Here is a 25,994-nt window from a genome sequence, read left to right as displayed (position 1 = left end):
CATACGGTGGCCGGCGACAAGCAAGCGGAGACGACGGTGCCCGCAGAGGCACGGGAGAAGCACGCGAAGCTCGCTGAGCAGATCGAGGAGCACCGCTTCCGGTACTACGTGAAGGACGCTCCGGTCATCAGCGACGCGGAGTTCGACGAGCTCCTGCGCTCGCTCGAAGCGCTGGAGGACGACTATCCGGAGCTGCGCACACCCGACTCACCGACCCAGAAGGTAGCCGTCGAGTACGAGACGGACCTCGCCGAGGTGGAGCACCGCGAGCGCATGCTCTCCCTGGACAACGTATTCGACGACGCGGGCCTCGCGGCCTGGGCGGAGCGAGTGGCCAGGGACGTCGGCGGCCCCGACTACCACCTGCTGTGCGAGCTCAAGGTCGACGGGCTCGCGGTGAACCTGACGTACGAGGACGGCCGGCTCACCCGGGCCGCCACTCGGGGCACCGGACGGATCGGCGAGGACATCACGCCCAACGTCATGACGATCGCGGAGATCCCGCATCGGCTGACGGGCGACCGTGTGCCGCGGCTCGTCGAGATCCGCGGCGAGGTCTACTTCCCGATGGAGGCCTTCGCGGACCTCAACGCCCGGCGTGTGAAGGCCGGGGAGAAGCCGTACGCCAACCCGCGCAACTCGGCCTCCGGTTCGCTGCGGCAGAAGGACCCGAAGGTCACGGCGACGCTTCCGCTGCACATGGTGGTCCACGGCATCGGCGCCCTGGAGGGCTACGAGGGCCTGAACCGCCTCTCCGAGGCCTATGACCTGCTCAAGAGCTGGGGCCTGCCCACCTCCACGCACGCCCGGGTGGTCGACGGCCTCGACGGCGTCCGGGAGTTCATCGCGTACTACGGCGAGAACCGCCACTCGGTGGAGCACGAGATCGACGGCGTCGTCGTCAAGCTCGACGAGATCCCGCTCCAGGGCCGCCTCGGTTCGACCTCGCGCGCGCCGCGCTGGGCGATCGCGTACAAGTACGCGCCGGAGGAGGTCAACACCAAGCTCATCAACATCCGTGTGGGCGTGGGACGTACGGGCCGGGTCACGCCGTACGCCCAGGTCGAGCCGGTCACGGTCGCGGGCTCGGAGGTCGAGTTCGCCACCTTGCACAACCAGGACGTCGTCAAGGCGAAGGGCGTCCTCATCGGTGACACGGTGGTGTTGCGCAAGGCTGGTGACGTGATCCCGGAGATCCTCGGGCCCGTGGCGGACCTGCGCGACGGCAGCGAGCGCGAGTTCGTGATGCCGTCCGAGTGCCCGGAGTGCGGTACGGCGCTCAGGCCGATGAAGGAGGCCGACGTCGACCTGCGCTGCCCGAACGCCCGTAGCTGCCCGGCCCAGTTGCGTGAGCGCCTGTTCTATCTCGCGGGCCGCAAGGCGCTGGACATCGAGCACTTCGGCTATGTAGCCGCCGCCGCGCTCACCAAGCCGCTGGAGCCGTCCGACCCGCCGCTGCTGGACGAGGGCGACCTGTTCGACCTGACCGTGGAGCAACTGCTGCCCATCAAGGCGTACGTCCTCGACCAGGACAGCGGTCTGCCCAAGCGCGACCCGAAGACCGGCGAGGAGAAGATCGTCACGATCTTCGCCAACCAGCAGGGCGAGCCCAAGAAGAACGCGGTCGCGATGCTGGAGAACATCGCCGCCGCGAAGTCGCGTCCGCTCGCCCGCATCCTCACCGGCCTGTCGATCCGTCACGTCGGACCGGTTGCCGCCGAGGCGCTGGCCCGCGAGTTCCGCTCCATCGAACGTATCGAGCAGGCCGGCGAGGAGGAGTTGGCGAACACCGACGGCGTCGGCCCGATCATCGCCGCCTCGCTGAAGGAGTGGTTCGCCGAGGAGTGGCACCAGGAGATCCTGCGCAAGTGGAAGGCGGCCGGCGTCCGCACGGAGGAGGAGGGCTCTGGGGAGGACGAGGGACCGCGTCCGCTGGAAGGGCTTACCGTCGTCGTCACCGGCACGCTGGAGCACTTCACGCGCGACGGCGCCAAGGAGGCGCTGCAAACTCGCGGAGCGAAAGTGACCGGTTCCGTTTCGAAGAAGACATCTTTTGTTGTCGTAGGTGACAACCCTGGGTCCAAGTACGACAAGGCAATGCAGCTCAAGGTGCCTGTTCTGAACGAGGACGGCTTCAACGTCCTCCTGGAACAGGGGCCCGACGCGGCGGCCGAAGTTGCACTCCCCGCAGAGGAGTAGCGGTTGAAGGCCCCCCGATCGGCGCATATCAGATGCATACGGGTGGCTGGGGCGCATTCGGGCAACCGTCGACGACCGCTGCCCGTGGAAGCCTTCTGCGGCCTACTGTTGAGGTGTGCGCCTGCCGTGCCCAGCTGCGGTCGGGGCATCCCCTTGGCTCTGCAGAGCTTTGACGGGCGAGGGGAAGGGTTTTCCAACGCGGTGCCGTTGAAGGTTGTTGTCGGGCATCGGGCCGCGTGGCGTGGGCACCGCCGGCTGTGAGAGGGACGGGAATGGAACCGACCGAGAGTGCCGCCCCCGACTCACGGCTGCGCCGGATCGCCGGCGCGTGGCGAGGGTGGGCGGCACGGACCGCGGAGCGTTCGCGGGCGGAAAGTGATGCGGGCAGCACCGCCGGGCGGAAGGTCATAACGGAGGGCCGCATCGCCGTGCCGTTCGGCGCCGAGCACGCCGACGGGCTGCCCGGCTCCGATCACGAACGGCACCTGTCCTGGCCCACGCTGCCCGCGGCGGTCGTCGCGGCAGCCGGGTTCGTTCTCGGCGCCGGTTTCTACCGGGCGTTCTCCGGCGGCCACGCCCTCTTCCCGTCCGGCACCGTCGGCTGGTCGCTGGCCGTGCTGACCGGCATCATCGTCGGCCACCTGGTCGCGCTCGGCCGCGCCCGCTGGTGGGGCGGCACCGGCTCCGGCGCCGCCCTCACCCTCGCCGTGCTGATGCTGTACGGCTGGGTGCCCGCCGGCATGGTCAGCCTCACGGTCGTCGTTCTGGTCGGCATCGCCCGGCGGGGGCGCTGGCTGCAGGGTGTGCTGCACGGCGCGGTGGACATCCTCGGCATCGCCGCCGGAGCCCTCGTGCTGGCCGCCTTCGGCCGGGTGCCGACCGTCGAGAACTCTTGGGACCCCGACACCTGGACGCTCTACACCGCCCCCGGCGTGGTGCTGGTCGCCGCCGCCTATCTCGCGGTCACCCGTGTCCTGCTCTGGTACCTGCACGCCCCGCGCGGCGGCCTGCCCACCGTCGCCCGCACCGCCCTGGTCAGACAGGGGCTGGTCGCCGTCGCACTGCTCGGCATCGCCCCGCTGGTGTGCGTGGTCGCCACTGCCAAGCCGCTGCTGCTGCCGCTGTTCTCCATCCCTCTCGTCGCCCTCGACTCCACCCTGTGGATCGCCCGGGCCCGGGCGGAGGAGCAACTGCGCGACCCGCTGACCGGGTTGCCCAACCGGCAGTGGCTGCTGGAGCGCATCTGGACCGCGCTCGACGACGCCGAGCGCATCGGCGCCCGGTCCGCCCTGATGCTGATCGACCTCGACCGTTTCCGATCGGTCAATGACACGCTCGGTCATCTCGCCGGTGACCGGTTGCTGTTGCAGATAGCCGACCGGCTGCGGCTCGCCCTGCCGCGCGGAGCGGAGGCCGCGCGGCTCGGCGGTGACGAGTTCGCCGTCTTACTGCCGGTCGCCGACTCCACGACGTCCGCGACCCGGGTGACCCGCAGCCTCGTCGCCGCCCTCAGCTCCCCGCTCGACCTCGACGGCCTCACCCTGGTCCTGGAGGCTAGCGCCGGTGTCGCGGTCTTCCCCGACCACGCGCTCGACGCCGAGGGGCTGCTGCGGCGCGCGGACGTGGCGATGTACCAGGCGAAGCGGGACCGTACGGGCGTGGAGGTCTACGAGTCGAAGCGGGACTCCAACACCCCCGACCGGCTGGGCCTGCTGGGAGATCTGCGACGGGCGCTCGACGCGCACGAGGTCGAGCTGCACTACCAGCCGAAGGTCCGCTTCGACGGACAGGTCGCCGGCCTCGAGGCCCTGGTCCGCTGGGTGCATCCCGAGCGCGGGAAGGTGCCGCCGGACGAGTTCATAGCGATCGCCGAGTCGTCCGGGCTGATGCCGCATCTGACGGAGTACGTGCTGGAGACGGCGCTCGCACAGGTGGCCCGGTGGCGGGCCCAGGGGCTGTTCGTGCCCGTCGCCGTGAACGTCTCCCCGCGTGACGTCCACACCCCCGGATTCGCCGGCTCCGTCGCCGCGCGGCTCGCCCGGCACGGTGTCCCGGCGGGAGCGCTCCAACTGGAGATAACGGAACACGTCCTGCTTGAGGACCCGACGCGCGCCGCGGACACGCTCGCCGCGCTGACCGGGCACGGCGTGAAGATGTCCCTGGACGACTTCGGCACCGGGTACTCGTCCCTCGTGCACCTCAGACGGCTGCCCGTGAGCGAACTGAAGATCGACCGCTCGTTCGTGGCCCGGCTCGCCGTGGACACCGAGGACGCGGAGATCGTGCGCTGCACCGTGGACCTCGCGCACTCGCTGGGCCTGCTCGTGGTAGCCGAGGGCGTCGAGGACGACGAGACCTGGGAACGCCTGCGGGACATGGGCTGCGACGCCGTACAGGGATGGCTGGTCGCCGCGGCGATGCCGCCCGAGGAGACCACGGCATGGCTGCTGGCGCGGGGGTCGCGTGGGTGGCAGCGGCCGCGTGCGGCGCTGCCGGCCGCCGAATGAAGCGCCCTGCCGTGCGGGTCGGCTGAAGAAAGGCCGTTCCGCGCGGGGTTGCTAGCTGCCCGCCCCCGCCGTGAAATGCCCCGTCAGCAGCTCCAGCCGTCGCTCGTGCGCCCCTCCGGCAGCCGCCCGCTCCGCATCAGCGTGACCAAACCGTGCAGGCCCGCCCAGTACGTCTCCGTGAGCAGGCCCGGGTCGTCCCCCTCGGCGGCGATCGGCTCGACCGCTGCCAGCAGTTCGCCGAAGGCCCGCTGTAGCGGCTCGGGGGCCTCGGGGGTGGCGAAGGGCAGATCCACCCGGTGCGTGAACATGGCGTCGTAGAGCGCCGGCCGGCGACGTGCGAACGCCGTGTACGTCTCGCCCACCGCGGCCAGCGCCGCGCGCCTGCCCTGCGCCGCCGTACGGGCCGTACGCAACTCGTCGGCCAGGTCCGCGCAGCCCTGCACCGCGACCGCGGCCATGATCGCGTCCTTGCCCTTGAAGTGGCTGTAGAGGACCGGCTGGCTGTACTCGATCTCCGCCGCCAGCCGACGGGTCGTCACCGCGTCCCAGCCCTCCGCCTCCGCGAGTTCCCGCGCGGTCGTGACGATCAACCGCTCGCGTTCCGCTCGTTCGCGCTCCCGGCGCGTCTGGATCGACATGCCAGGAATTCTAGCAGCGCTAGCGCAGCTGTCGATGCTCTGCTAGCTTCGCTCCTGTCCCTAGCGGTGCTAGCGAGGAGTGAAGACATGACCGTGACCGCCTACACCCTGGCCGTCGTGCTCAACCTGTTCTGCGTGTTCCTCGGGTACCGGTTCCTGTTCCAGCCCGCCTCCGCCGCCACCGGCTACGGCGTCCCCGCCCGGCCGGACGGCGACGCCGGTGCCTATCTCTCGATCAAGGGCCTGAGGGACGGCACCTTCGGCCTGCTGGGCCTGGCGCTGCTGTTCTTCGTGGGCGCCCGCGCCGAGGCCTGGTTCATGCTCGCCGTGGCGATCGTGCCGCTCTGCGACACACTGATAGTGCTGCGGCACGGCGGAACGAAGGCCGTCGCGTTCGGGATCCACTTCGCCACGGCGGTCTTCGTCCTGATCACCGCCGCCCTGCTCTTCCTCGTCTGACCTCGTCCGAGTACGTCAAGACCGCACCGGGGGTTCGACATGTCGCTGTTTGTTCCGAAGTTCGACGAGTCCGTGATCGTCCGCGAGGCCGAGGCGGAGGTCGTCGGCCGCGCGCCCACCACCATGCGTCTGCTGGCCGACAGCAGTCGGACGGGCGGTGCGCTGTCCACCCAGCGCGTCACGCTCGAGGGCGGCGCCGACGGCGCCAAGCCGCACTGGCACGACAACTCCGCCGAGATGTTCTTCCTGCTCGACGGCGCCGCCGAGATCCTCTCCGGCGACGACGTCCTCACCGCCGGCCCAGGCGACCTCGTCGTCGTACCTCCCGGCAAACCGCACGCCTTCGCCGCCGTGCCGGGCGCCGACGCCGACCTCCTGATCGTCATCACACCCGGCGTCGAGCGCTTCGAGTACTTCCGCCATACCCAGCGCATCGCCCTCGGCGAGGCCACCCCGGAGAGCCTGCTGGAGGTGCAAGAGCTGTACGACAACCACTTCATGAGGAGCGAGGTCTGGGAGGGGCGCCGTCACTGACGGACGAGGCCCTGGGAAACCGTTTCACGGGCACAGGTCCCCGACCCATAGGATTGGGCCAAACCACACACACTCACCCCAGAGGATCGCTGCATGCCTGGCATCACGCGCGAGGAGGTCGCCCACCTCGCCCGGCTGGCGCGTCTGGAGCTGAAGCCCGAAGAGCTCGAGCACTTCGCGGGACAGCTGGACGACATCATCGGCGCGGTCGCCCGCGTCAGTGAGGTCGCCGACCAAGACGTACCGCCGACCTCGCACCCGCTCCCGCTGACGAACGTCATGCGGGCGGACGAGGTCCGTCCGTCGCTCACCCCCGAGCAGGCGCTCTCCGGCGCCCCGGCCCAGGAGCAGCAGCGTTTCAAGGTGCCGCAGATCCTGGGGGAGGACTAATCGCCATGACGGACATCATCAAGCTCACGGCCGCCGAGACCGCCGCGAAGATCGCCTCCGGCGAGCTCACCGCGGTCGAGGTCACCGAGGCCCACCTGGCCCGCATCGAGGCCGTCGACGAGAAGGTGCACGCCTTCCTGCACGTCGACCGCGAGGGCGCCCTGGCGCAGGCCCGAGCCGTCGACGAGAAGCGCGCCAAGGGCGAGAAGCTCGGCCCGCTGGCCGGCGTCCCCCTCGCGCTGAAGGACATCTTCACCACCGAGGGCATCCCGACGACCGTCGGTTCGAAGATCCTCGAGGGCTGGATCCCGCCGTACGACGCGACGCTCACCAAGCGGCTGAAGGCCGCCGACGTCGTCATTCTCGGCAAGACCAACATGGACGAGTTCGCCATGGGGTCCTCCACCGAGAACAGCGCCTACGGCCCGACCGGCAACCCCTGGGACCTCACCAAGATCCCCGGTGGTTCGGGTGGCGGCTCGTCCGCCGCGCTCGCCTCCTTCCAGGCGCCGCTCGCCATCGGCACCGACACCGGCGGCTCCATCCGCCAGCCGGCCTCCGTCACCGGCACGGTCGGCGTGAAGCCGACGTACGGCGCGGTGTCCCGCTACGGCATGGTCGCCTTCTCCAGCTCCCTCGACCAGGGCGGTCCCTGCGCCCGCACGGTCCTGGACGCGGCCCTGCTGCACGAGGTCATCGCCGGGCACGACCCGATGGACTCCACCTCGATCGACGCGCCGGTCCCGCCGGTCGTCGAGGCCGCCCGCAACGGCAGCGTCGAGGGCATGCGCGTCGGCGTCGTCAAGCAGTTCCGCGGCGAGGGCTACCAGGCCGGCGTCATCCAGCGCTTCGACGAGTCCGTCGCTCTGATCAAGGACCTGGGCGCGGAGATCGTCGAGCTGGACTGCCCGTCCTTCGACCTGGCGCTCTCGGCGTACTACCTGATCGCGCCCTCCGAGTGCTCCTCCAACCTCGCCCGCTTCGACGGCCTGCGCTACGGCCTGCGGACCGGCGACGACGGCACGAACTCCGCCGAAGCGGTCACGTCGATCACCCGTGAGGCGGGCTTCGGCCCCGAGGTGAAGCGCCGCATCATGCTCGGCACCTACGCCCTGTCGAGCGGGTACTACGACGCCTACTACGGCAGCGCCCAGAAGGTCCGCACGCTCATCACGCGCGACTTCGAGAAGGCCTTCGAGCAGGTCGACGTGATCGTCTCCCCGACGACGCCGACCACCGCCTTCGCGATCGGCGAGCGTGCCGACGACCCGATGGCGATGTACCTCGCCGACCTGTGCACCATCCCGACCAACCTGGCGGGCAACGCGGCCATGTCGCTGCCCTGCGGTCTGGCTCCGGAGGACAACCTCCCGGTAGGCCTGCAGATCATCGCTCCGGCGATGAAGGACGACCGGCTCTACAAGGTCGGCGCTGCTGTCGAGGCCGCCTTCGTGGAAAGGTGGGGGCACCCGCTGATCGAGGAGGCTCCGTCGCTGTGAGTGCACTGACCAAGGCCAAGGGCTTCAAGAAGTCCAAGTCCGGTACGTACCTGTCCATGGCCGCCACCGCGTTCGGCGCGTTCGGCGTCGCCAAGCGGCTCAAGACGGCCCGCGCCGAGAAGGACACGCTGGTCCTGATCGACGCCACCGTGTCCGCCGCCGCCATCGTCACCGGCCTCGCCATCCTCTACCGCGAGCTGAAGCGGCTGGGCGACGACGACGTCCTGCTGGGCTGAGAGGGAAGTTTCACCGTGACCACCACGACCGACCTGGTGTCGTACGAGGACGCTCTGGCGTCGTACGACCCCGTCATGGGCCTTGAGGTCCATGTCGAACTCGGCACCAAGACCAAGATGTTCTGCGGTTGTTCGACCGAACTCGGTCAGGACGCCAACACGCAGACCTGCCCCACCTGCCTCGGCATGCCCGGCGCGCTCCCGGTCGTCAACGCGATCGGTGTGGAGTCGGCGATCAAGATCGGTCTCGCGCTGAACTGCGAGATCGCCGAGTGGTGCCGCTTCGCCCGGAAGAACTACTTCTATCCGGACATGCCGAAGAACTTCCAGACCTCCCAGTACGACGAGCCGATCGCCTTCAACGGCTACCTCGACGTCCAGCTGGAGGACGGCGAGACCTTCCGCGTGGACATCGAGCGCGCCCACATGGAGGAGGACACCGGCAAGTCGACGCACGTCGGCGGCGCGACGGGCCGTATCCACGGCGCCTCGCACTCGCTGCTCGACTACAACCGCGCGGGCATCCCGCTCATCGAGATCGTCACCAAGCCGATCGAGGGCGCGGGCGAGCGTGCTCCCGAGGTCGCCAAGGCGTACGTCCGTGAGCTGCGCGAGCTCATCAAGGCGCTCGGCGTCTCCGAGGCCCGTATGGAGATGGGCCAGATGCGCTGCGACGTGAACCTCTCGCTGCGCCCGCACGGCCGCGACAAGTTCGGCACGCGTTCCGAGACGAAGAACGTCAACTCGCTGCGGTCCGTGGAGCGCGCGGCCCGCTACGAGATCCAGCGGCACGCCGCCGTGCTCAACGGTGGCGGGACGATCATCCAGGAGACGCGGCACTTCCACGAGGACACCGGGTCGACGACCTCGGGCCGCGTGAAGGAAGAGGCCGAGGACTACCGGTACTTCCCCGAGCCGGACCTGGTGCCGGTGGCCCCCACGCGCGAGTGGGTCGAGGAGATCCGGGTGGGTCTCCCGGAGCTGCCGCTGGTCCGCCGTACCCGACTCCTGGCGGAGTGGGGCATCTCGGCGGTCGAGATGCAGGCGATCCTCAACGCCGGCGCGCTGGACCCGATCGTCGCGACGATCGACGCCGGTGCCGACGCCGCCTCCGCCCGCAAGTGGTGGATGGGCGAACTCGCCCGCAGCGCCAACGAGTCGGGCAAGACGCTCGACGAGCTGGCCATCACGCCGGCGCAGGTGGCCCGCGTCACCGAGCTGGTCTCGAAGGGCGACCTCAACGACAAGCTGGCCCGCCAGGTCATCGAGGGCGTTCTCGCGGGCGAGGGCACCCCGGACGAGGTCGTCGACAAGCGCGGTCTGAAGGTCGTCTCGGACGAGGGCGCGCTCACCACGGCCGTCGAGGAGGCCATCGCCGGCAACCCGGCCATCGCGGACAAGATCCGCGGCGGCAAGGTGGCCGCGGCCGGCGCCCTGGTCGGCGCGGTCATGAAGGCCACCCGCGGCCAGGCCGACGCGGCGCGCGTCAAGGAGCTGATCCTTCAGCAGCTTGGCGTCAGCGAGGGCTGAGGCAAAGCACGTACGGCCCCGGAGGCAAGTCCTCCGGGGCCGTCGCCCTGCCCGGCGCTACGGCTTACGGCGTCCTACGAGCCGTACGAAGCCCAGCGCGCGGCCCTCGTCATGGCGCAGCATCTCGCCGACCTGGTGGGCCATCGTGCGATGCCACTCCTCCGGGCTCTCCTCGGCGATCACCTCGCACCACAGCAGCCAGTCCCGCCAACCGTCGTCCAGCCAGTCGGCGGCCTCGACCGCGGCGGCGCCGCTGCGGGTCCACTGGCGTCGCCACCAGTCGGCGGAGTGGAAGCACCAGTAGCCCGGCTCCCACCACCGTTCGAGATGCTCCGGCGGTTCGAGGCCCGCCGGCTCCTCCCGCAGCGCGGGCACGACGACGCCGATCCGTCCGCCGGGCCTCAACAGCCGCGTCAGGGTGGGCAGATACAGGTCGTCGGTGCCGAAGTACTGGTACGCGTCGACGCTCACGATCGCGTCGAAGCTGCCCTCGGCGAACGGCAGGTCGTGCGCCTCGGCGTGCACGGGCAGCACGCGGTCGGCGAAACCGGCCTCGGCGATGCGCCCCGCGTTGTCGTCGGGCTTGATCCACAGGTCGGCAGCCGTGACCTGGGCGTCGTACTCCCTGGCCAGGAAGACCGAGGTCATCGCCCGTCCGCAGCCCAGGTCGAGGACGCGCGCGCCGGGGCGCAGGGCGTCCAGGCCGAGGGCGAGCCACTCCAGCAGCCAGAGGGCGTTCGGGCCCATCTGGTTCTCCACGACCCAGCGGGGGTCGTAGCTGTTGCTGCGTGGATAGCGGGGGTGGGTCAGCCGTTTGGTGAGGTCCTCATTCGAGGTCCTCGGGGTGAGGTCCGGCATCGGTGAACGGGCTCCTTGAGTCCGGGAAGGCGGAAACGGATACGGAGGAGCTCGGCCGGACGCTCAAACAATGCACCTGCTCAGGTCGGCGGCGGTCTGCCGCAGCATGGCTGACCTCCGGAAACCAGCAGTGGCAGGTACGGCCCGGCATCCGGTTTCCCAGCGCGACCCGCTACGCTCGCCCGCCATGAGTGGACGCGGTGATTCCGAGATATCCGAGACGGGGGAGGAGCGGACCGAGACGCCCGAGCACCTGGACGACGGCAGGGACTTGGAGGACGTCGAAGACCTGGAGGACGTCGAAGACCTGGAGGACGTCGAGGATCCGGCGCAGGTGGCGCGGCGGGCCCGCTGGACGGCGGCCGGGAGCGGGGGGCTGCTCGCCCTCGCCGGGCTGGCCGCCTCGATGCTCCGCGCCACCGGTTCCGCGCCGGCCCTCGTCCCGGCCGCCTACGCCTTCGGTGCCGCCGTCTGCGCGCTCGCAGCGTTCCTCGGCTCGCGGGGTCGCACCCGACGGGCACTGTGGCTGCTCGTCACCGGGGTGATGGTGATGGCGCTGGGGGATCAGTTCGACTGAGGTGAAAGGCGCCACTCATGAGCGACAGAGTGACCGTTACTGTCCTGTGATCTGCCTCCCACTCGTGTGAATAAGCGCACGAACGCGACAAACGATCATTGCCGCCTGCGAGAGTTTGCTTCACATCGCTCACGCGTTCTTTGCGGGCTGTTCACTTCATATGAACGACTGTTCCCGGTCAAAGATCCATAAATAGCCCAGGGGAGCACGTTCGTGGCAGCCCTCGCACGCTGGTGTGTCCAGCGCCGCCTCGTCGCCGTACTGCTCTGGCTGCTTGCCTTCGGCGGGGTGAGTGCGGCCGCCGCCGTGACCGGCTCCGCATACTCGAACGACTACCAGGTCCCCGGCACCGAATCGGGCCGCGCCACCCAGCTGTTGGAAGACGGCTTCCCCGGCCTCGGCGGCGACAGCGGCACCGTTGTCTGGCACACCACCTCCGGCACCGTGCGCGCCGCCGACGTCGAGCAGACCATGACGCGCACCCTGGACGAGATCGCGGAACTGTCCGGAGTGGCGGCCGTGAGCAGCCCGTACGACAAGCAGGGCGCCGCGCAGATCAGCGAGGACGGGCACACGGCGTACGCCAGCGTGACCTTCGAAGCCGGAGCCGAGAGCCTCGACGAGGGTGACGCACAGGCCGTCGTGAGCGCGGCCGAGGACGCCCAGGCCGACGGGCTCCAGGTGGAGCTGGGCGGCAGCGCGATCGGGCTCACCGAGTCGCCCGGCGGGCACATCGCCGAGGTCGTCGGGGTGGCCGTGGCGGCCGTCGTGCTCTTCCTCGCCTTCGGGTCGCTCGCCGCCTCGCTGCTGCCCATCGCCACCGCACTGGTGAGCGTCGGCACCGCGTACGCCGGGATCGTGCTGCTCGGGCACGCCATGACCGTCGCCGACTTCGCGCCGATGCTCGGCATGCTGATCGGGCTCGGCGTAGGCATCGACTACGCGCTGTTCATCGTCACCCGGCACCGGCGCGGGCTGAAACGCGGGCTGCCCGTCGCCGAGTCGATCACGAACGCCGTCGCGACCACCGGGCGGGCCGTCGTGTTCGCGGGTGCCACGGTGTGCATCGCCCTGCTCGGCATGCTGATCCTGCAACTGAGCTTCCTCAACGGCGTCGCGATAGCCGCCTCGCTGACCGTGGCCCTGACGGTCGCGGCCTCCGTCACCCTGCTGCCCGGCCTGCTGTCCTTCATCGGCATGCGCGCCCTGAGCCGCCGCGAGCGGCGCCGGCTGGCTGAGCACGGACCCCAGCCGGAGCTGCCGACCGGGTTCGCCGCCCGCTGGTCGGCGTTCGTGGAGCGCCACCCCAAGGCGCTCGGCGCGATCGCCCTGGCTCTCATCACGGTCCTCGCACTGCCCACCCTCGGCCTGCGCCTGGGCACCTCCGACCAGGGCAACAACCCGGAGTCCGCCACCACCCGCCAGGCCTACGACCTCCTCGCCGACGGCTTCGGACCCGGCGTGAACGGCCCGCTCACCCTCGTCACCCAGGTCGACGGCGGCGACGACAAACTCGCCCTCGACAACCTCGACGCCGCCCTGCGCGCCACCGAGGGCGTCGCGGCGGTGACCCCGGCGACGTACAACAGCGGCGGAAACACTGCCTACCTCACCGTCGTACCGGAGTCCTCCCCGCAGTCGCGGCAGACCAGCGACCTCGTCGACCGGCTGCGCTCCGAGGTCCTGCCGCGCGCCGAAACCGGCACCTCGCTCGATGTGCACGTCGGCGGCATGACGGCCGGGTACGACGACTTCGCCGACGTGATCGTCGGCAAGCTGCCGCTGTTCGTCGGCGTCGTCATCGGCCTGGGCTGTCTGCTGCTCCTGCTCGCCTTCCGGTCCGTCGGCATACCGCTGAAGGCCGCCGCGATGAACGTCGCCGCGGTCGCCGCCGCCTTCGGTGTCGTCGTCGCGATCTTCCAGTGGGGCTGGGGGAGCGAGCTGCTGGGGCTGGGCCGCGCCGGGCCGATCGAGCCCTTCCTCCCCGTGATCATGGTGTCGGTGCTCTTCGGCCTCTCCATGGACTACCAGGTCTTCCTGGTCAGCCGGATGTACGAGGAGTGGCTGGAGACCGGTGACAACCGGCGGGCCGTGCGGATCGGCCTCGCCGAGACCGGCCGGGTGATCAACTCCGCCGCGGTCATCATGATCTCGGTCTTCCTCGCCTTCGTCCTCAGCGGCGACCGCGTGATCGCCATGTTCGGCATCGCCCTCGCCGCCGCCGTCGCCCTGGACGCCTTCGTCCTGCGCACCCTTCTCGTCCCCGCCCTGATGCACATGCTCGGCGGGGCCAACTGGTGGCTGCCCCGCTGGCTCGACAAGCGCATGCCCCGCATCAGCATCGAGCCGCCCGAGTCCCGCGCCGCCCATGAGAGGCTCACCGATGTCGTGGCGGAACTGGAGAAGGAGCAGCGGGGCAATGTACGCGATATCGCTGGGTGACGACGGAGCCGAGTTGCGGCCACTGGAGCCGTGGCACGCGGAGGAGCTCCTCGCCCATCTGGATCGGGGGCGGGAGTTCATCAACCAGTTCGTTCCCTTCGGGTCGAAGGCCACGGACGTGGCCTCCGCGCGCGAGGTACTCCAGCGGTACGCCGACATGCGCGCCGCCGACACCGGGTCCCTGCACGGCATCTGGCTGGAGGGAAAGCTGGTCGGCGGGGTGCTCTTCCCCAACTTCGACGCCGAGAGCGCCAACTGCGAGGTCGGCTGCTGGCTGGAGCCCGCCGGCACCGGGCGGGGGCTCGTGACGCGCGCGATGCGCGTACTCATCGACTTCGCCGTCGAGCAGCGCGGCATGTACCGCGTCGAGTGGATCGCCTCCGCCGGGAACACGCCCAGCCTGAACGTGGCGCGCCGCCTCGGCATGACCCGCGAGGGCGTGCGGAGGGAGAGCTACCCCTATCGTGGGGTGCGGCACGACGTCGAGGTGTGGTCGATCCTGGCCCCCGAGTGGCGTGAGGCACGCACGCGTGCCGTCCACACTGATCAGTAAGAGGCCTCAACGATCATTAAGAGACCTCTCATACAGCGTCCGTACGGTGCGAGGCATGGGAACGAAGACAGTGGACGAGACCGGCGCCGACCGAGGCACTGAGGCGAAGACCGACGAGGAGAAGGTGGACGTCGTCAAGGCGAGCGATGCCACTGACGCCACCGGCTCCGACGAGGTCGAGGAGAACGACGACATCGAGGCCGAGGACGAGGTGACCGCTCAGGCCACGGAAGCGAGCCCCTCCGCTGTCGGCCAGGGCGCGGCCGCGGTCGTCTCCACGGCGCTCGGCCTCGTCTCCCTGACCGGTGGCTGGATCGGTACGGTCGCCGCCGCGCGCGAGACCCTCGTGGGCCAGCTGGAGACCGCCTCGAACGCGAGCGTCTCCCAGCAGATCAAGGAGGTCTACCGCGACGCCTGGCAGACCTCCGCCCTGTGGGCCGGCGTGTTCGCACTGGCGGCGCTGATCGTCGGCGTCGTCGTGCTCGCCCGTCCCGCGTTCGGGGCGCCCGGCAAGCTGCAGGCCCCGTGGATCAAGTCCGTCGCCTGGGGCGGTGTCGCGCTCGGCGTCATCGGCCTGCTGCTGGCGGTGCTCAAGTACACCGACGCGCTGCTCGGCCTGCCCTCAGCAAGCTGAACCACCTGAATCACCGCAGGTCCCGAGGGGCCTCAGGACCGCCGTAAGTACCTTAGACGGCGCTCTGAGGCCCCTCAGGCGCGTCTAAGGCCCCCCGGCCGCCGAAGATGCGGAACTCTCCCGATGTGGCGGACCCGCCTTGGGGACGAAGGTTGACCCATCGCACCAAGCGATGTCGGAAATCGCGTCTCACCAGGGAAAACGAGGGTCCTGCCATGTTCGAGTACGAGCTCCACACCATCCGCTCCGCCGACCTGATCCGCGAGGCCGAGCACGACCGCATGGTCCGCGAGGCCATCCGCGTCCGCCGCGCCGCGAAGCGCTCCACCAAGGGCGCGGCGGAGGCGGAGTCGCATACATCCCGCCTCCACAGGCTCCGGCATCCGCGCGCCGCGTGAAGGTGGTGGCGACGGGGGCCGAGGGTGGCCTCCCGGCGCCGGCCGCGACCCTCTCGGTCCGCCCGGCAGCTGAGGACGAGGCCCGTTCAGCGCCGAAGGGGCTTTCCGGGGGCGGCAGCCCCCGGAAAACCGATGCCGGACTCGCCGCAGCGCATGCGATGCTCGGACCCGTGGAGAGCCGGTCCGTCAGTCCCGTGTTCGTCGGTCGCGCAGCCGAGTTGGAGACTCTGAACGACGCCCTCGCCCGAGCCGCCGCGGGCGAACCGCAGGCGTTGGTGATCGGCGGCGAGGCAGGGGTCGGCAAGACCCGCCTCGTCGAGGAGTTCGCCGACGCCGCGGGCGAGGGCGCCGCGGTCGTCGCGCTCGGCGGCTGCGTCGAGATCGGGGCCGACGGGCTGCCGTTCGCCCCGTTCTCCACCGCGCTGCGAGCCCTGCGCCGCCAACTGCCCGGCGAGCTGGCCGCCGCGGCCGCCGGCCAGGAGGAGGAACTGGCCCGGCTGCTGCCCGAGTTGGGCGAGACAGCCCCGACCCGCGGCAAGGACCGTTCCGACGAGGAGGGCATGGCCCGCCTCTTCGAGCACACCGCCCGCCTCCTGGAGCGCGTCGCCGCCGGCCGCACGGTCGTCGTCGCCCTGGAGGACCTGCACTGGGCCGACGCCTCCACCCGCCACCTCCTGGCCTATCTCTTCCGCACCCTGCGCACCGGCCGCCTCGTCGTCCTTGCCACCTACCGCTCCGACGACATCCACCGCCGCCACCCGCTGCGCCCGCTCCTCGCCGAACTCGACCGGCTGCGCACGGTCCGCCGCATCGAACTCGGCCGCTTCAACCGCGCCGAGGTCGGCCGCCAGATCGCCGGCATCCTCGCCACCGAACCCGACCCGGCCCAGATCGACGAGATCTTCGAACGCTCCGACGGCAACGCTTTCTTCGTCGAGGAACTCGCCGTCGCCACCCACGAGGGCAGCTGCGCCGGCCTCACCGACTCCCTGCGCGACCTGCTCCTCGTCCGCGTGGAGGGCCTGCCGGAAAGCGCCCAGCGGGTCGCCCGGATCGTCGCGGAGGGCGGTTCCACCGTCGAGTACCGGCTGCTCGCCGCCGTCGCCCAGCTCGCCGAGGACGACCTCATCGAGGCGCTGCGGGCCGCCGTCAACGCCAACATCCTCATCGCCGCGCCCGGCGGCGACGGCTACCGCTTCCGGCACTCCCTGGTCCGCGAGGCCGTCGGCGACGACCTGCTGCCCGGCGAGCGCTCCCGCCTCAACCGCCGCTACGCCGAAGCCCTGGAGGCGGACCCGACGCTCGTCCCCGCCGGCGAGCGCGTCATGCGGCTGGCCAGCTACTGGTACCACGCCCACGATCCGGCCAAGGCCCTGCCCGCCGTCCTGGACGCCTCCGTCACCGCCCGCCGCCGGCACGCCCACTCCGAGCAACTGCGGCTGCTGGAACGCGCGATGGAGTTGTGGGACACCGCCCCCGAGGACATCCGGGCCACCCTGCGCCCCGTCGACTACACCGAGGTCTACCCTCCCTGCGGCTGCGACCCCGACACCACACCCCTGCGCTACCTCGACCTGATGGCCGAGGCCGCCGTCGCCGGACGGCTCTGCGGGGAGCGCGAACGCGCCCTGAAGATCACCAAGCGCGCTCTGCATCTGCTCGAGGACGAGGGCGATCCGCTGCGCGCCGCCTGGTTCTGGGTCCAGCGCTCCCGCCTGACGCAGGCCTTGGCCCGCGGCGACGGCTGGAAGGAGCTGGGCACCGCCCAGGAGCTGGTGCGCGGCCTGCCGCCGTCCGAGGTGCACGCCGAGGTGCTGGCCACCGCGGCCAACTGGTCGATGCTGCGTGCCCCCGGCCCTGACGCCATGTCGGCCGCCGAGCGGGCCGTGGAGTACGCCCGCATGGTGTGCGCCGAGGACATCGAACTCAACGCGCGCCTCACCCTCGGCGGCCTCATGGTCGACGCCGGCCACATCGACGCCGGACTGGCCCAGATGTACGAGGTCAAGGAAGAGGTACTGACCCGTGGCATCACCACGGTGGTGGGCCGGAGCCATGTGAACCTGCCCTCCGCGCTCGAAGGCATCGGCCGCTCGCAGGACGCTGTCGGCATCCTGCGCGAGGGACTGCGCCTCACTCAGGAGTGGGGGCTGCGCGACTCCGAGGCGTGGATTTGGACGAACCTCGCCGAGTCGCTGGTCTCCCTGGGCCGCTGGGACGAGGCCGCCGACGCCGCGGTGAACGCCCAGCGCACCGGGCAGTCCGCCAAGCTGCGCGGCGGGGCCTCCAACAGCCTCGCCCATCTCGCACTCGCCCGCGGAGAGGTCACCGAGGCCGCCCGCCATCTCGCCGCCGCCCGCGCCTCCTACGGCACCCACGACCCCATGCCGCAGAACAACCTGCCGATGTCCGTCCTGGCCCTCGGCACAGCCGCCGCCGAGGGCCGTGTCCTCGACGCCCGTGCGGAGGCCGACCGGGTCCTGGGCGCCGGCTTCCCGCCCGGCACCCACCGCTACGCCTGGCCGCTGCTGCTGGCCGCCGCCATCGCCGAGTCCGACGCCCGCGCCCAGGCACTGCCCGCCGCACAGGAGGATCGCACCGCCTTCCTGGAACGGCTCTTCGACGCCGTCCGCAAGCTCACCACGGGCGCACCCCTGTGGCTCGCCTACGAGAAGTGGACCCGGGCCGAACTCGACCGCGCCGAGGGCCGCACCGCGACCGACACCTGGTCGGACGTGGTCACCGCCTTCGAGGCCCTGGAGCGGCCCTACGACCTCGCCCGGGTCCGCCACCGCCTGGCCGAGGCCCTGCTCGCCGTCGGCGGCGACGACGAGCGCGCCCGCGCCACGGAACTGCTCCGCCTGACCCGGGCCGCGGCCACCCATTTGAAGGCCCGCCCGCTCGTCGACGCCACGACGCACCTCGCCCAGCGAGCCCGCCTCGCCCTTGCCACAGCCCCGCCCCCGGCCGACCCGGCCGACTCCCTCGGCCTCACCACCCGCGAACGAGACGTCCTGCGCCTGGTCTCGGCCGGCCGCACCAACCGCCAGATCGCCGAGGAACTCTTCATCTCCCCGAAGACGGCCAGCGTCCACGTCTCGAACATCCTGGGCAAGCTCGGCGTCTCCGGGAGGGGAGAGGCTGCGGCCGTGGCGCATCGGACGGGGATGTTCGCGACCGAAACGCTCCCGTCCGGGACATAAGCCCGAGGTTTACGCTGTAAGGGATGTCGGCCCAGGGAGGTTCCGTGTTCAACGCGTTCGAGGAACTCTTCGCGCCCGGCCGCAAGCACACCACCGACGAACAGAACCGCTTGGAACTGACCCGCGAGGACGTCGGGGACAACGACCCCGGGCGCGGACCGATAGATCTCGCGTCCGGGAAGGTCGTCGTACGACCGCCCGAACCGTCGGCCGAGGGGGACGACGACGGGGGTGACGGGAGGCGCGACGGGGAGGGGTGAGGGCGGTCGCTCAGGTCACCTGCACCTCCAGGATCCGGTCGTCCCCGTCCTTCGGGTCGCCCCGGCCGTCCGTGTTGCTCGTCGTCACCCACAGCTTGTCGCCGCCCGCCGCAACGACCGTCCGCAGCCGGCCGTACTCGCCCTCCAGGAAGGCCTGCGGGTCGGCCGATGCCTCGGTCCCGTCGAGGGGGATGCGCCACAGACGCTGGCCCTTCAGGCCGGCCATCCAGACGGAGCCCTCGGCGTAGGCGATGCCGCTGGGGGAGGCGTCGTCGGTGCCCCACTGGGCGAGTGGGCTGCGGTACTTGGCGTTGTCGGACTTGCCCTCGACTTCTGGCCATCCGTAGTTGTCGCCCGGCTTGATCGCGTTGAGCTCGTCCCAGGTGTCCTGGCCGAACTCCGCCGCGAACAGGCGCTGTTTGGCGTCCCAGGCCAGGCCCTGGACGTTGCGGTGCCCGTACGAGTACACGGGGGAGTCGGCGAAGGGGTTGCCCGGAGCCGGTTCGCCCTCCGGCGTCATGCGGAGGATCTTGCCGCCCAGGGACTCCTTGTCCTGGGACAGGCCCGTGTCACCGCTCTCGCCCGTGCCCGCGTACAGCATCTTGTCGGGGCCGAAGGCGATCCGGCCGCCGTTGTGGATGAAGCCCTTGGGGATGCCCTTGAAAATCGTGTCGGGTGCGCCGAGCTGCTCGCCGGCGGGGCGCTGCTCGTCGTACAGCACGCGGACTATGCGGTTGTCCGAGGCCGAGGTGAAGTACGCGTAGATCATGTGGTCCGAGGCGTAGTCCGGCGACAGCGCCAGGCCCATGAGGCCGCCCTCGCCCGCCGGGGACACCCCCGGTACCTCGCCCAGCTCCGTCTTCTTGCCCGTCTTCCCGTCGACCCGCGTGATCGTGGCCTCGTCGCGGGAGGAGACGAGCAGGTCGCCGTCGGGGAGTGGGGCCAGGCCCCAGGGGGTGTTCAGGCCCTCGGCGACCGTGCGCACCACCTTGACGGAGCCCTTCGCCGGCGGGGTCTCCTCGGCGGCCTGACCGGAGGGCGACGACCCCGCGGCCTTACTGCTGCTCGGTGCCGCGGCTCCACCCTCGCCCGGTGATCCCCCGTCGTCGGAGGAACAGCCGGCCGTGAGCAGGAGCGCGGCCGCGGCCATCACGGCCGTCACAACTCGACGTTGCACGATCAAGGTCCCTTCGACGCGGCGGCTTCTGCTTTTTCTTACACCGCTCGCGCCTCACAGGTTCCCGATCCATGAACCTCGAACCACCGCCGTGCGGGCGTCCCGTTCGTGTGTGATCGGCAGTCGGTGCCTGTGACCTGCGGTCAAGCCCAATCGCGGCGCTCGGCGGGACAGGGTTGGGCAGCCGGGACTTCGCGACGGGACGGGGCCGCGGCAGGGTGCGCGGGCCACCGAGAGGGGTTCGCGGCGGCCCGCAGGTCCGCCCGGTCCCCCGCACAGCAGCCGGTCGGCCCCCGCCCGGCCCCCGCCCGGCCTCGACCCCGAGCCCGGCGATTTCGGGGTCAGGGCCCTTGCGCCGTCAGTCCCACGACCCCAACGCCCCCGGCAGCTCCGCCACCTCCGCCAGATCCGTCTCTGTCAGCCGCAGCCCCCCGGCCGCCGCGTTCTCGCCCACCCAGCGCTCCTGCTTCGCCCCCGGCACGGTGACGACGTGCCGCCCCTGGGCCAGGACCCACGCCAGGGCCACCTGCGCCGGGGTGACGCCCACCCCGTGGCGGGACGCGATGCGGCGCAGGCCGGCGACTATGGGCTGGTTCGCCGCCATCATCTCCGCGGTGAAGCGCGGGTGGCGGGCGCGGACGTCGTCCGGTTCGAAGCCCTCGCCGGGGGTCAGCCTGCCGCTGAGGAAGCCGTTGCCCAGGGGCATCGCGGCCAGGAAGCCGATGCCCCGGGCCTCGCACCACGGCAGCAGCGTCTCCAGTGCCTCCGGCGACCAGACCGACAGTTCCGCCTGTACGGCGCTCACCGGGAAGACCTGCTGCACCCGCTGCAACTGGCGGATCGTCATGTCGTGCAGACGGGTTCCCGAGCGGCGGCCACCCCGCGCGCCCACCGCGCACAGCCCCAACGCCCGTACCTTTCCGGCCCGAACGAGTTCCGCCATCGCGCCCCAGGTCTCCTCGACCGGTATTTCGGGGTCCGCGCGATGCAGTTGGTAGAGGTCGATGACGTCCGTCTGCAGGCGGCGCAAGGAAGCGTCGCAGGCGCGCTTCACATAGCCGGGACGGCCGTTGGCCACGATGTGCTGTTCGCCCACGAGCAGGCCGACCTTGGTCGACACGAACGCGTCCTGCCGTCGCTCCTTCAACACCCGCCCCAACAGCAGCTCATTGGTGAACGGGCCGTACATGTCGGCCGTGTCCAGCAGTGTCGAGCCCAGATCGAGCGCCCGGTGCACCGCCCTGAGCGACTCCTCGCCCCGCTGCCGCGACGAGCTGTAGGCCCAGCTCATCGGCATGCACCCGAGTCCGACGGCTCCCACCGCGAGCGCCGCCGCGCCGATCGTCCTGCGCTCCACCTGGCCGTGACCCTCCCTCTTTCGGCACCCCAACCTAACCTCTGCACTCCTGTTCGCCTGACATAGCCTCCAAGGCATGACTGCTGACGTGTGGCTCCCCATCCCGCCGGAAGAGGTCGAGGGCCTCCCGGCGGGCCCGCACTACCGCTTCTGGAACGGCGAGGAGAGCTTCCCCGCCGACCCGGCCGAGTGCGCCTTCTACGTCGTCCCCTACATGAAGCCGCCGGGAATCGGACAGCGTCCCCTGCCGGAGATGAGCTCCGTGGAGGTCGTGCAGACGCTCTCCGCCGGCATCGATCATGTGGAGTCGGGCCTGAAGCACCTGCGCCCGGGCGTGCGGCTGTGCAACGCGCGCGGGGTGCACGAGGCGAGCACCGCCGAGCTCACGCTCACTCTGATCCTCGCCTCGCTGCGCGGCGTACCCGACTTCGTTCGGGCCCAGGACAGAGGGGAGTGGCTCAGCGGTTTCCGGCCCGCGCTGGCGGACAAGAACGTCCTCATCGTGGGGTACGGCTCGATCGGCGCCGCCATCGAGGACCGGCTCGCACCCTTTGAACTCGCGCGGGTGGCGCGCGTCGCGCGCTCTGAGCGCACCACGGCGCGCGGACCCGTGCTTCCGCTCACCGAACTGTCCGCCCTGCTTCCGGAAGCGGACGTCGTCATCCTCTCCACGCCCCTCACGGCGGCCACCCGGCACATGGCCGACGCCGACTTCCTCGCCCGCATGAAGGACGGCGCGCTGCTGGTCAACGTCGCGCGTGGCGGCGTCGTGGACACGAAGGCGCTGCTGGCGGAGCTGGAGACCGGACGCATCACCGCGGCCCTGGACGTCACCGACCCCGAGCCGCTGCCCCGGGATCACCCGCTGTGGCGTGCGCCGGGCGTACTGATCAGTCCGCACGTGGGCGGACCGACGTCGGCGTTCCTGCCGCGCGCCAAGCGGTTGCTGGTGGACCAGCTCACTCGTTACGTGAACCGTGAGCCCCTTCGCAACGTGATCCTTACGACGGGCGCGGCACGCGCGTGACGCTCGCAGGCTGAGCTTCCCGCGGGTGCCGTGCGCGCCGCGCGCTACAGGTCCTAAGACCCGCTTCGAGTACCGTCCGCAACCTCTCGGAAGCGGTCCGTACTCGCATATGCGCTGGTCGTCACGGAGCGTAGAGGTGCTATGTCCCTGAGTGACGAGACTGGTGTATCGTCGCCGACAGGGGCTGCGCCGGCATTTCGGCGCCGGGGATGGACATGTCAGATTTGTGAGGGGGGCGACGGGCGATGCACGGCCTATGGACGAGCAATCCGACGCGACGGAGCCGTCGGCGGCGACCCTGGCGAACGGCCGCGCGCAGACGCGGGCACCACGGCACTCACGGCTGTCGTCACGGCCACCACCACCGCGGGCACAGCAGCCGCAGGCGGCATGCGCACCCAGCGCACCGGGACCCTCGGGACCCGCGAGCGGCGCGGACCGGGAGGGTCCGGTGAGCTCGCCACCGCCCTCCACGACCACGCTGAGTGCGGGGCTGCGGGCTCAGCCCTCGTCGGCCGCGCTGCTGCCCCGGCCGTCGTCCTTCGGCGGCGGCTCGGGGCTGGTTCCGCAGCTCGTTCTGGCCCTGGTGTGCGCGGGATACGCCGTCGGTTCCGCGCTCGGCTGGGGTTCGGAGCAACTCGCGCTGATCATGGGCGACTTCGGGCTGGCCGCCGCGGCGGGAGCCGCCGCCGTGTCCTGCTTCCGCTACGCCCGTGGCCGCCGTATCCGCTTTCGACCCGCCTGGCTGCTGTTCGCCCTCTCCTCGGCCATGGCCGCCCTCGGCAACCTGGTCTGGGGATGGTACGAGGTCGTCCTGCAGCGACCCGTGCCCAGCCCCTCCTACGCCGACGGGTTCTTCCTGTGCTTCGCGCCGCCCGCCATCGTGGGACTCCTGGTGCTCGCCAAGCGGCCGGTGACGAGGGCCGGCTGGGTCTGCCTCGCGCTCGACGCGTGGCTGATCGGCGGCTCGCTGCTGACGCTGGCATGGAGCCTCGCCCTCGCCCAGGCGGCCAAGATCGACTCGAACGGCGGGGCCAGCGTGGCGCACTCCGCGCTCTCGCTCGCCTACCCGCTGCTCGACATCGCCCTGGTCAGCATGGTGCTCGCGTTGCACTTCCGCCGCTCGTCGGTGAACCGCACCGCGGTCAACACCGCGATCGGCGCGCTGGCGCTGACCGTGATGTGTGACGCCCTGTTCACCTCGCCGCTGATGCACAACAGCTACCGCTCCGGCCAGTTGCTCGACGCGGGCTGGTTCGCCGGCTCGCTGCTCCTGGCGTACGCCCCGTGGGCCGCGCCCCGGCAGGGAGACGGCGAGCGGCAGGACGGCACAGGGCACACGCGCGTGGTGCACGAGCACGTGCCGGGACACGTGCCCGGACAGCGTGGTGGAAGCCATCACCACACGCCCGCGCAGGGAGGTGAGCACAGCCGGTACCCGGTCACCCGTCCGATCGCCGGTTCCCTGGCCGCCCTCACGCCGTACCTCGCGGCCGCCGTCTGCACGCTGGGGATCCTCTACAACGTCCTCAACGGCCGCAGCGTCGACCGAGTCGTGCTCATCACCGGCGGCACCGTCGTGCTCGCCCTCGTGATGCGCCAGGGCATCATGCTGCTCGACAACATCACCCTCACCCAGGAACTGGCCCAGAAGGAGAACCACTTCCGCTCCCTGGTGCAGGGCTCCAGCGACGTCATCATGATCGCCGCGCCGAACGGCATCCTCCGGTACGTCTCCCCGGCCGCCGCCGGGGTCTACGGCCGCTCCGCGGAGGAACTGGTGGGCACGGAACTGGCCAATCTCATCCACCCGGAGGATCTGGGCTGTGTGGTGCACGAGGTGCGCCGCTTCCTCGCCGCCAGCCCAGTCGAGGAACCCACTACGCGCATCGAGTGCCGTTTCCGGTCGGGAGACGACGGCTGGCTCAACGTCGAGTCGACCGTCAACCGTCACCACGGCGGCCTCATCTTCAACAGCCGGGACGTGACCGAAAGAGTGCGCCTGCAGGCCCAGCTCCAGCACAACGCCGAGCACGACCCGCTCACCGACCTGCCCAACCGCGCGCTGTTCACCAAGCGGGTCCAGCAGGCCCTGTCCGGCCGACGTGCCTCCGACCGGGGCATCGCCCTGCGCAACACGGCCGTCCTCTTCATCGACCTCGACGGCTTCAAGGGCGTCAACGACACGATCGGACACCAGGCAGGCGACGAACTGCTCGTCCAGGCCGCCCGCAGACTCCAGGACGCGGTCCGGGGCGGGGACACGGCCTCCCGGCTGGGCGGCGACGAGTTCGCGGCCCTGATCGCCGGGGACAACACCCGTGACCGCACCGCCCGTGAACGACACATCCTGGAGCTCGCCGACCGCCTCAGGGTGACGCTGTCGCAGCCGTACCTCATCGACGGCAACGATGTCCGCGTCAACGCCTCCATCGGCGTCGCCTTCGCCGAGCCCGGCCTCGGCGCGGGGGAACTGCTGCGCAACGCCGACCTCGCCATGTACCGCGCGAAGGCGGGCGGCAAGGGCCGGGTCGAGCTGTACAAGCCGCAGATGCAGCAGGACGTCGTACGGAAGGCGGAGCTGGCCACGCGTCTGCGGGCCGCGCTGCACGACGGGGAGTTCGCGCTGCTGCACCAGCCGGTGGTGTGTCTGGACAGCGGCCGGATCGCATCGGTCGTCACCCAGGCGCGCTGGCGGTCCTCGCAAGGGGTGCTGTTCACGCCCGCCGAGTTCCTGCGGGTGGCCGAGGACAGCGACAAGACCGCCGAGCTGGGCCGCTGGATGCTGGAGGAGGCCGTGGAGCAGGCCGCCGAGCGCACCGCGACCGGGCTCGCCGTACCCGTCGCGGTGCGGGTGGGCGCGCGTCGGCTGCTGGACCGGTCGATGCCGCTCGGCTCGATCGAGGCGTTGCTGACCCGGCACGGGCTGCCGTCCGGGTCGCTGATCATCGAGCTGTCCGACCTGGACCCGCGCGTCTCACTGGATGAACTGGAGCGCCGCCTGAACGGTCTGCACCGACTCGGCGTCCGGGTCGCCCTGGACGGCTTCGGCAGCGGATACGCGGCGATCACGGCCCTGCGCCGGCTCCCCGTCGACGTGATCAAGCTCGACCGTGGTCTGGTCGAGGGTGTCGTCGAGTCCGCGCGGCTGCACAAGATCACCGGTGGGCTGCTGCGGATCGCCGGCGACCTGGGGCTGCAGTCCGTGGCCGACGGCGTGGACCTGCCGGAACAGGTCGTCGCCCTGCGGGCGATGGGGTGCACGCACGGGCAGGGCATGGCGTTCTCCGGGCCGCTGGACGAGTACCGGCTGCGCCGGGCGCTGAGTTCCGGCCACTATCCGGTGCCGCATGGGCCGGCCGAGCCGGCGTTCGCGGGCGGCGTGAGAGGTGAACGAGCCATGGAGAGGAGTGCGGGGGTGTACACCGGTGGTGTGTCCGCTGTTCTCGGAGGCGGAAGTGGCCTGCGCTCACATAATGAGACTCCCGTCCCACCCACTTGACAGTGGGTGCGTGC

At 70.9% G+C, this 25,994-nt stretch carries 20 protein-coding genes and 1 pseudogene; 17 read left to right on the top strand and 4 right to left on the bottom strand.

Annotation, left to right across the window (positions count from 1 at the left end; genetic code table 11):
* Window positions 1-6 precede the first annotated feature (6 nt).
* Together ligA and OHO27_RS12210 are read left to right on the top strand one after the other, a co-directional pair.
* Entirely contained in the window at window positions 7-2,199 is a 2,193-nt protein-coding gene (gene ligA, locus OHO27_RS12215; RefSeq protein ID WP_328423142.1) for an NAD-dependent DNA ligase LigA, read from the top strand.
* A 272-nt stretch (window positions 2,200-2,471) separates the two neighbouring features.
* Entirely contained in the window at window positions 2,472-4,706 is a 2,235-nt protein-coding gene (locus OHO27_RS12210; protein ID WP_328423140.1) for a putative bifunctional diguanylate cyclase/phosphodiesterase, read from the top strand.
* Window positions 4,707-4,757: 51 nt separating this feature from the next.
* Here the strand turns inward: OHO27_RS12210 and OHO27_RS12205 are convergent.
* Window positions 4,758-5,344: pseudogene (locus tag OHO27_RS12205) on the bottom strand (TetR/AcrR family transcriptional regulator).
* An 87-nt stretch (window positions 5,345-5,431) separates the two neighbouring features.
* Here OHO27_RS12205 and OHO27_RS12200 point away from each other — a divergent pair.
* The 6 genes from OHO27_RS12200 to gatB all read left to right on the top strand — a co-directional run bounded on the left by OHO27_RS12200 (window position 5,432) and on the right by gatB (window position 9,992).
* Window positions 5,432-5,803 carry a DUF4267 domain-containing protein gene (locus OHO27_RS12200; protein WP_328423138.1) on the top strand — a complete coding sequence of 124 codons (372 nt, stop codon included), beginning with the start codon at window positions 5,432-5,434 and terminating at the stop codon, window positions 5,801-5,803.
* Window positions 5,804-5,842: 39 nt separating this feature from the next.
* Window positions 5,843-6,337 carry a cupin domain-containing protein gene (locus OHO27_RS12195; protein ID WP_328423136.1) on the top strand — a complete coding sequence of 165 codons (495 nt, stop codon included), beginning with the start codon at window positions 5,843-5,845 and terminating at the stop codon, window positions 6,335-6,337.
* A gap of 93 nt (window positions 6,338-6,430) precedes the next feature.
* A complete protein-coding gene (gatC, locus tag OHO27_RS12190) occupies window positions 6,431-6,727 on the top strand; it encodes an Asp-tRNA(Asn)/Glu-tRNA(Gln) amidotransferase subunit GatC (protein WP_007384860.1) in 297 nt (98 codons plus the stop codon).
* Window positions 6,728-6,732: 5 nt separating this feature from the next.
* Complete coding sequence (gene gatA / locus OHO27_RS12185) at window positions 6,733-8,226, top strand: Asp-tRNA(Asn)/Glu-tRNA(Gln) amidotransferase subunit GatA (RefSeq protein WP_328423134.1); 1,494 nt, start codon at window positions 6,733-6,735, stop codon at window positions 8,224-8,226.
* Window positions 8,223-8,462 (top strand): hypothetical protein, encoded by a 240-nt coding sequence (locus OHO27_RS12180; RefSeq protein ID WP_328423132.1) that lies wholly within the window; start codon window positions 8,223-8,225, stop codon window positions 8,460-8,462. The genes gatA and OHO27_RS12180 overlap by 4 nt, the downstream gene beginning before the upstream one ends.
* A 15-nt stretch (window positions 8,463-8,477) precedes the next feature.
* Window positions 8,478-9,992 (top strand): Asp-tRNA(Asn)/Glu-tRNA(Gln) amidotransferase subunit GatB, encoded by a 1,515-nt coding sequence (gatB, locus tag OHO27_RS12175; protein ID WP_328423130.1) that lies wholly within the window; start codon window positions 8,478-8,480, stop codon window positions 9,990-9,992.
* A gap of 57 nt (window positions 9,993-10,049) precedes the next feature.
* Here the strand turns inward: gatB and OHO27_RS12170 are convergent, their stop codons facing one another.
* Window positions 10,050-10,850: an SAM-dependent methyltransferase gene (locus OHO27_RS12170; RefSeq protein WP_328423128.1), complete on the bottom strand. Its 801-nt coding sequence runs from the start codon at window positions 10,848-10,850 to the stop codon at window positions 10,050-10,052.
* Window positions 10,851-11,037: 187 nt separating this feature from the next.
* Here OHO27_RS12170 and OHO27_RS12165 point away from each other — a divergent pair, with 187 nt between their 5' ends.
* From OHO27_RS12165 to OHO27_RS12135, 7 genes are all read left to right on the top strand, one after another.
* On the top strand, window positions 11,038-11,427 hold the full coding sequence (locus OHO27_RS12165) for a hypothetical protein (protein WP_328423126.1): 390 nt from the start codon (window positions 11,038-11,040) through the stop codon (window positions 11,425-11,427).
* Window positions 11,428-11,640: 213 nt separating this feature from the next.
* Window positions 11,641-13,869: an MMPL family transporter gene (locus OHO27_RS12160; RefSeq protein ID WP_328423124.1), complete on the top strand. Its 2,229-nt coding sequence runs from the start codon at window positions 11,641-11,643 to the stop codon at window positions 13,867-13,869.
* Window positions 13,847-14,422, top strand: coding sequence for a GNAT family N-acetyltransferase (locus OHO27_RS12155; RefSeq protein WP_328423122.1), 576 nt, complete (start codon window positions 13,847-13,849; stop codon window positions 14,420-14,422). Before OHO27_RS12160 ends, OHO27_RS12155 begins: the two co-directional genes overlap by 23 nt.
* Window positions 14,423-14,477: 55 nt before the next feature.
* Window positions 14,478-15,056 carry a hypothetical protein gene (locus tag OHO27_RS12150; protein ID WP_328423120.1) on the top strand — a complete coding sequence of 193 codons (579 nt, stop codon included), beginning with the start codon at window positions 14,478-14,480 and terminating at the stop codon, window positions 15,054-15,056.
* Between the two features lie 215 nt (window positions 15,057-15,271).
* Window positions 15,272-15,454, top strand: a complete 183-nt coding sequence (locus OHO27_RS12145; protein ID WP_328423118.1) for a hypothetical protein — start codon at window positions 15,272-15,274, stop codon at window positions 15,452-15,454.
* A 158-nt stretch (window positions 15,455-15,612) separates the two neighbouring features.
* Window positions 15,613-18,657 carry a helix-turn-helix transcriptional regulator gene (locus tag OHO27_RS12140; protein ID WP_328423116.1) on the top strand — a complete coding sequence of 1,015 codons (3,045 nt, stop codon included), beginning with the start codon at window positions 15,613-15,615 and terminating at the stop codon, window positions 18,655-18,657.
* 44 nt (window positions 18,658-18,701) lie between these two features.
* The gene (locus tag OHO27_RS12135) at window positions 18,702-18,917 is read left to right on the top strand and encodes a DUF6191 domain-containing protein (RefSeq protein WP_328430409.1); all 216 of its coding nucleotides are present in this window, start codon (window positions 18,702-18,704) and stop codon (window positions 18,915-18,917) included.
* Between the two features lie 10 nt (window positions 18,918-18,927).
* Here OHO27_RS12135 and OHO27_RS12130 read toward each other — a convergent pair whose 3' ends face one another.
* Together OHO27_RS12130 and OHO27_RS12125 are read right to left on the bottom strand one after the other, a co-directional pair.
* Window positions 18,928-20,067: a PQQ-dependent sugar dehydrogenase gene (locus OHO27_RS12130; protein ID WP_328430408.1), complete on the bottom strand. Its 1,140-nt coding sequence runs from the start codon at window positions 20,065-20,067 to the stop codon at window positions 18,928-18,930.
* Window positions 20,068-20,452: 385 nt separating this feature from the next.
* Window positions 20,453-21,451, bottom strand: a complete 999-nt coding sequence (locus OHO27_RS12125; protein ID WP_328423114.1) for an aldo/keto reductase — start codon at window positions 21,449-21,451, stop codon at window positions 20,453-20,455.
* 76 nt (window positions 21,452-21,527) lie between these two features.
* Here OHO27_RS12125 and OHO27_RS12120 point away from each other — a divergent pair, with 76 nt between their 5' ends.
* Both OHO27_RS12120 and OHO27_RS12115 read left to right on the top strand, forming a co-directional pair.
* Window positions 21,528-22,478 carry a 2-hydroxyacid dehydrogenase gene (locus OHO27_RS12120; RefSeq protein ID WP_328423112.1) on the top strand — a complete coding sequence of 317 codons (951 nt, stop codon included), beginning with the start codon at window positions 21,528-21,530 and terminating at the stop codon, window positions 22,476-22,478.
* A 451-nt stretch (window positions 22,479-22,929) separates the two neighbouring features.
* On the top strand, window positions 22,930-25,980 hold the full coding sequence (locus tag OHO27_RS12115; RefSeq protein ID WP_328423110.1) for a putative bifunctional diguanylate cyclase/phosphodiesterase: 3,051 nt from the start codon (window positions 22,930-22,932) through the stop codon (window positions 25,978-25,980).
* Window positions 25,981-25,994: the final 14 nt, after the last annotated feature.

Origin of the sequence: Streptomyces sp. NBC_00443, assembly GCF_036014175.1 — a bacterium.
GTDB lineage: Bacteria > Actinomycetota > Actinomycetes > Streptomycetales > Streptomycetaceae > Streptomyces.
The sequence above is the reverse complement of the archived record's forward strand: the minus strand, read 5'-3'. Positions and strand labels throughout refer to the sequence as shown.

Coding starts and splice junctions, on each gene's coding strand:
- OHO27_RS12165 (WP_328423126.1), top strand. CDS start 11,038: ATGAGTGGACGCGGTGATTCCGAGATATCCGAGACGGGGGAGGAGCGG.
- OHO27_RS12145 (WP_328423118.1), top strand. CDS start 15,272: ATGTTCGAGTACGAGCTCCACACCATCCGCTCCGCCGACCTGATCCGC.
- gatA (WP_328423134.1), top strand. CDS start 6,733: ATGACGGACATCATCAAGCTCACGGCCGCCGAGACCGCCGCGAAGATC.
- OHO27_RS12120 (WP_328423112.1), top strand. CDS start 21,528: ATGACTGCTGACGTGTGGCTCCCCATCCCGCCGGAAGAGGTCGAGGGC.
- OHO27_RS12130 (WP_328430408.1), bottom strand. CDS start 20,067: ATGGCCGCGGCCGCGCTCCTGCTCACGGCCGGCTGTTCCTCCGACGAC.
- OHO27_RS12155 (WP_328423122.1), top strand. CDS start 13,847: ATGTACGCGATATCGCTGGGTGACGACGGAGCCGAGTTGCGGCCACTG.
- OHO27_RS12200 (WP_328423138.1), top strand. CDS start 5,432: ATGACCGTGACCGCCTACACCCTGGCCGTCGTGCTCAACCTGTTCTGC.
- gatC (WP_007384860.1), top strand. CDS start 6,431: ATGCCTGGCATCACGCGCGAGGAGGTCGCCCACCTCGCCCGGCTGGCG.
- OHO27_RS12210 (WP_328423140.1), top strand. CDS start 2,472: ATGGAACCGACCGAGAGTGCCGCCCCCGACTCACGGCTGCGCCGGATC.
- OHO27_RS12195 (WP_328423136.1), top strand. CDS start 5,843: ATGTCGCTGTTTGTTCCGAAGTTCGACGAGTCCGTGATCGTCCGCGAG.
- OHO27_RS12170 (WP_328423128.1), bottom strand. CDS start 10,850: ATGCCGGACCTCACCCCGAGGACCTCGAATGAGGACCTCACCAAACGG.
- OHO27_RS12150 (WP_328423120.1), top strand. CDS start 14,478: ATGGGAACGAAGACAGTGGACGAGACCGGCGCCGACCGAGGCACTGAG.
- OHO27_RS12140 (WP_328423116.1), top strand. CDS start 15,613: ATGCTCGGACCCGTGGAGAGCCGGTCCGTCAGTCCCGTGTTCGTCGGT.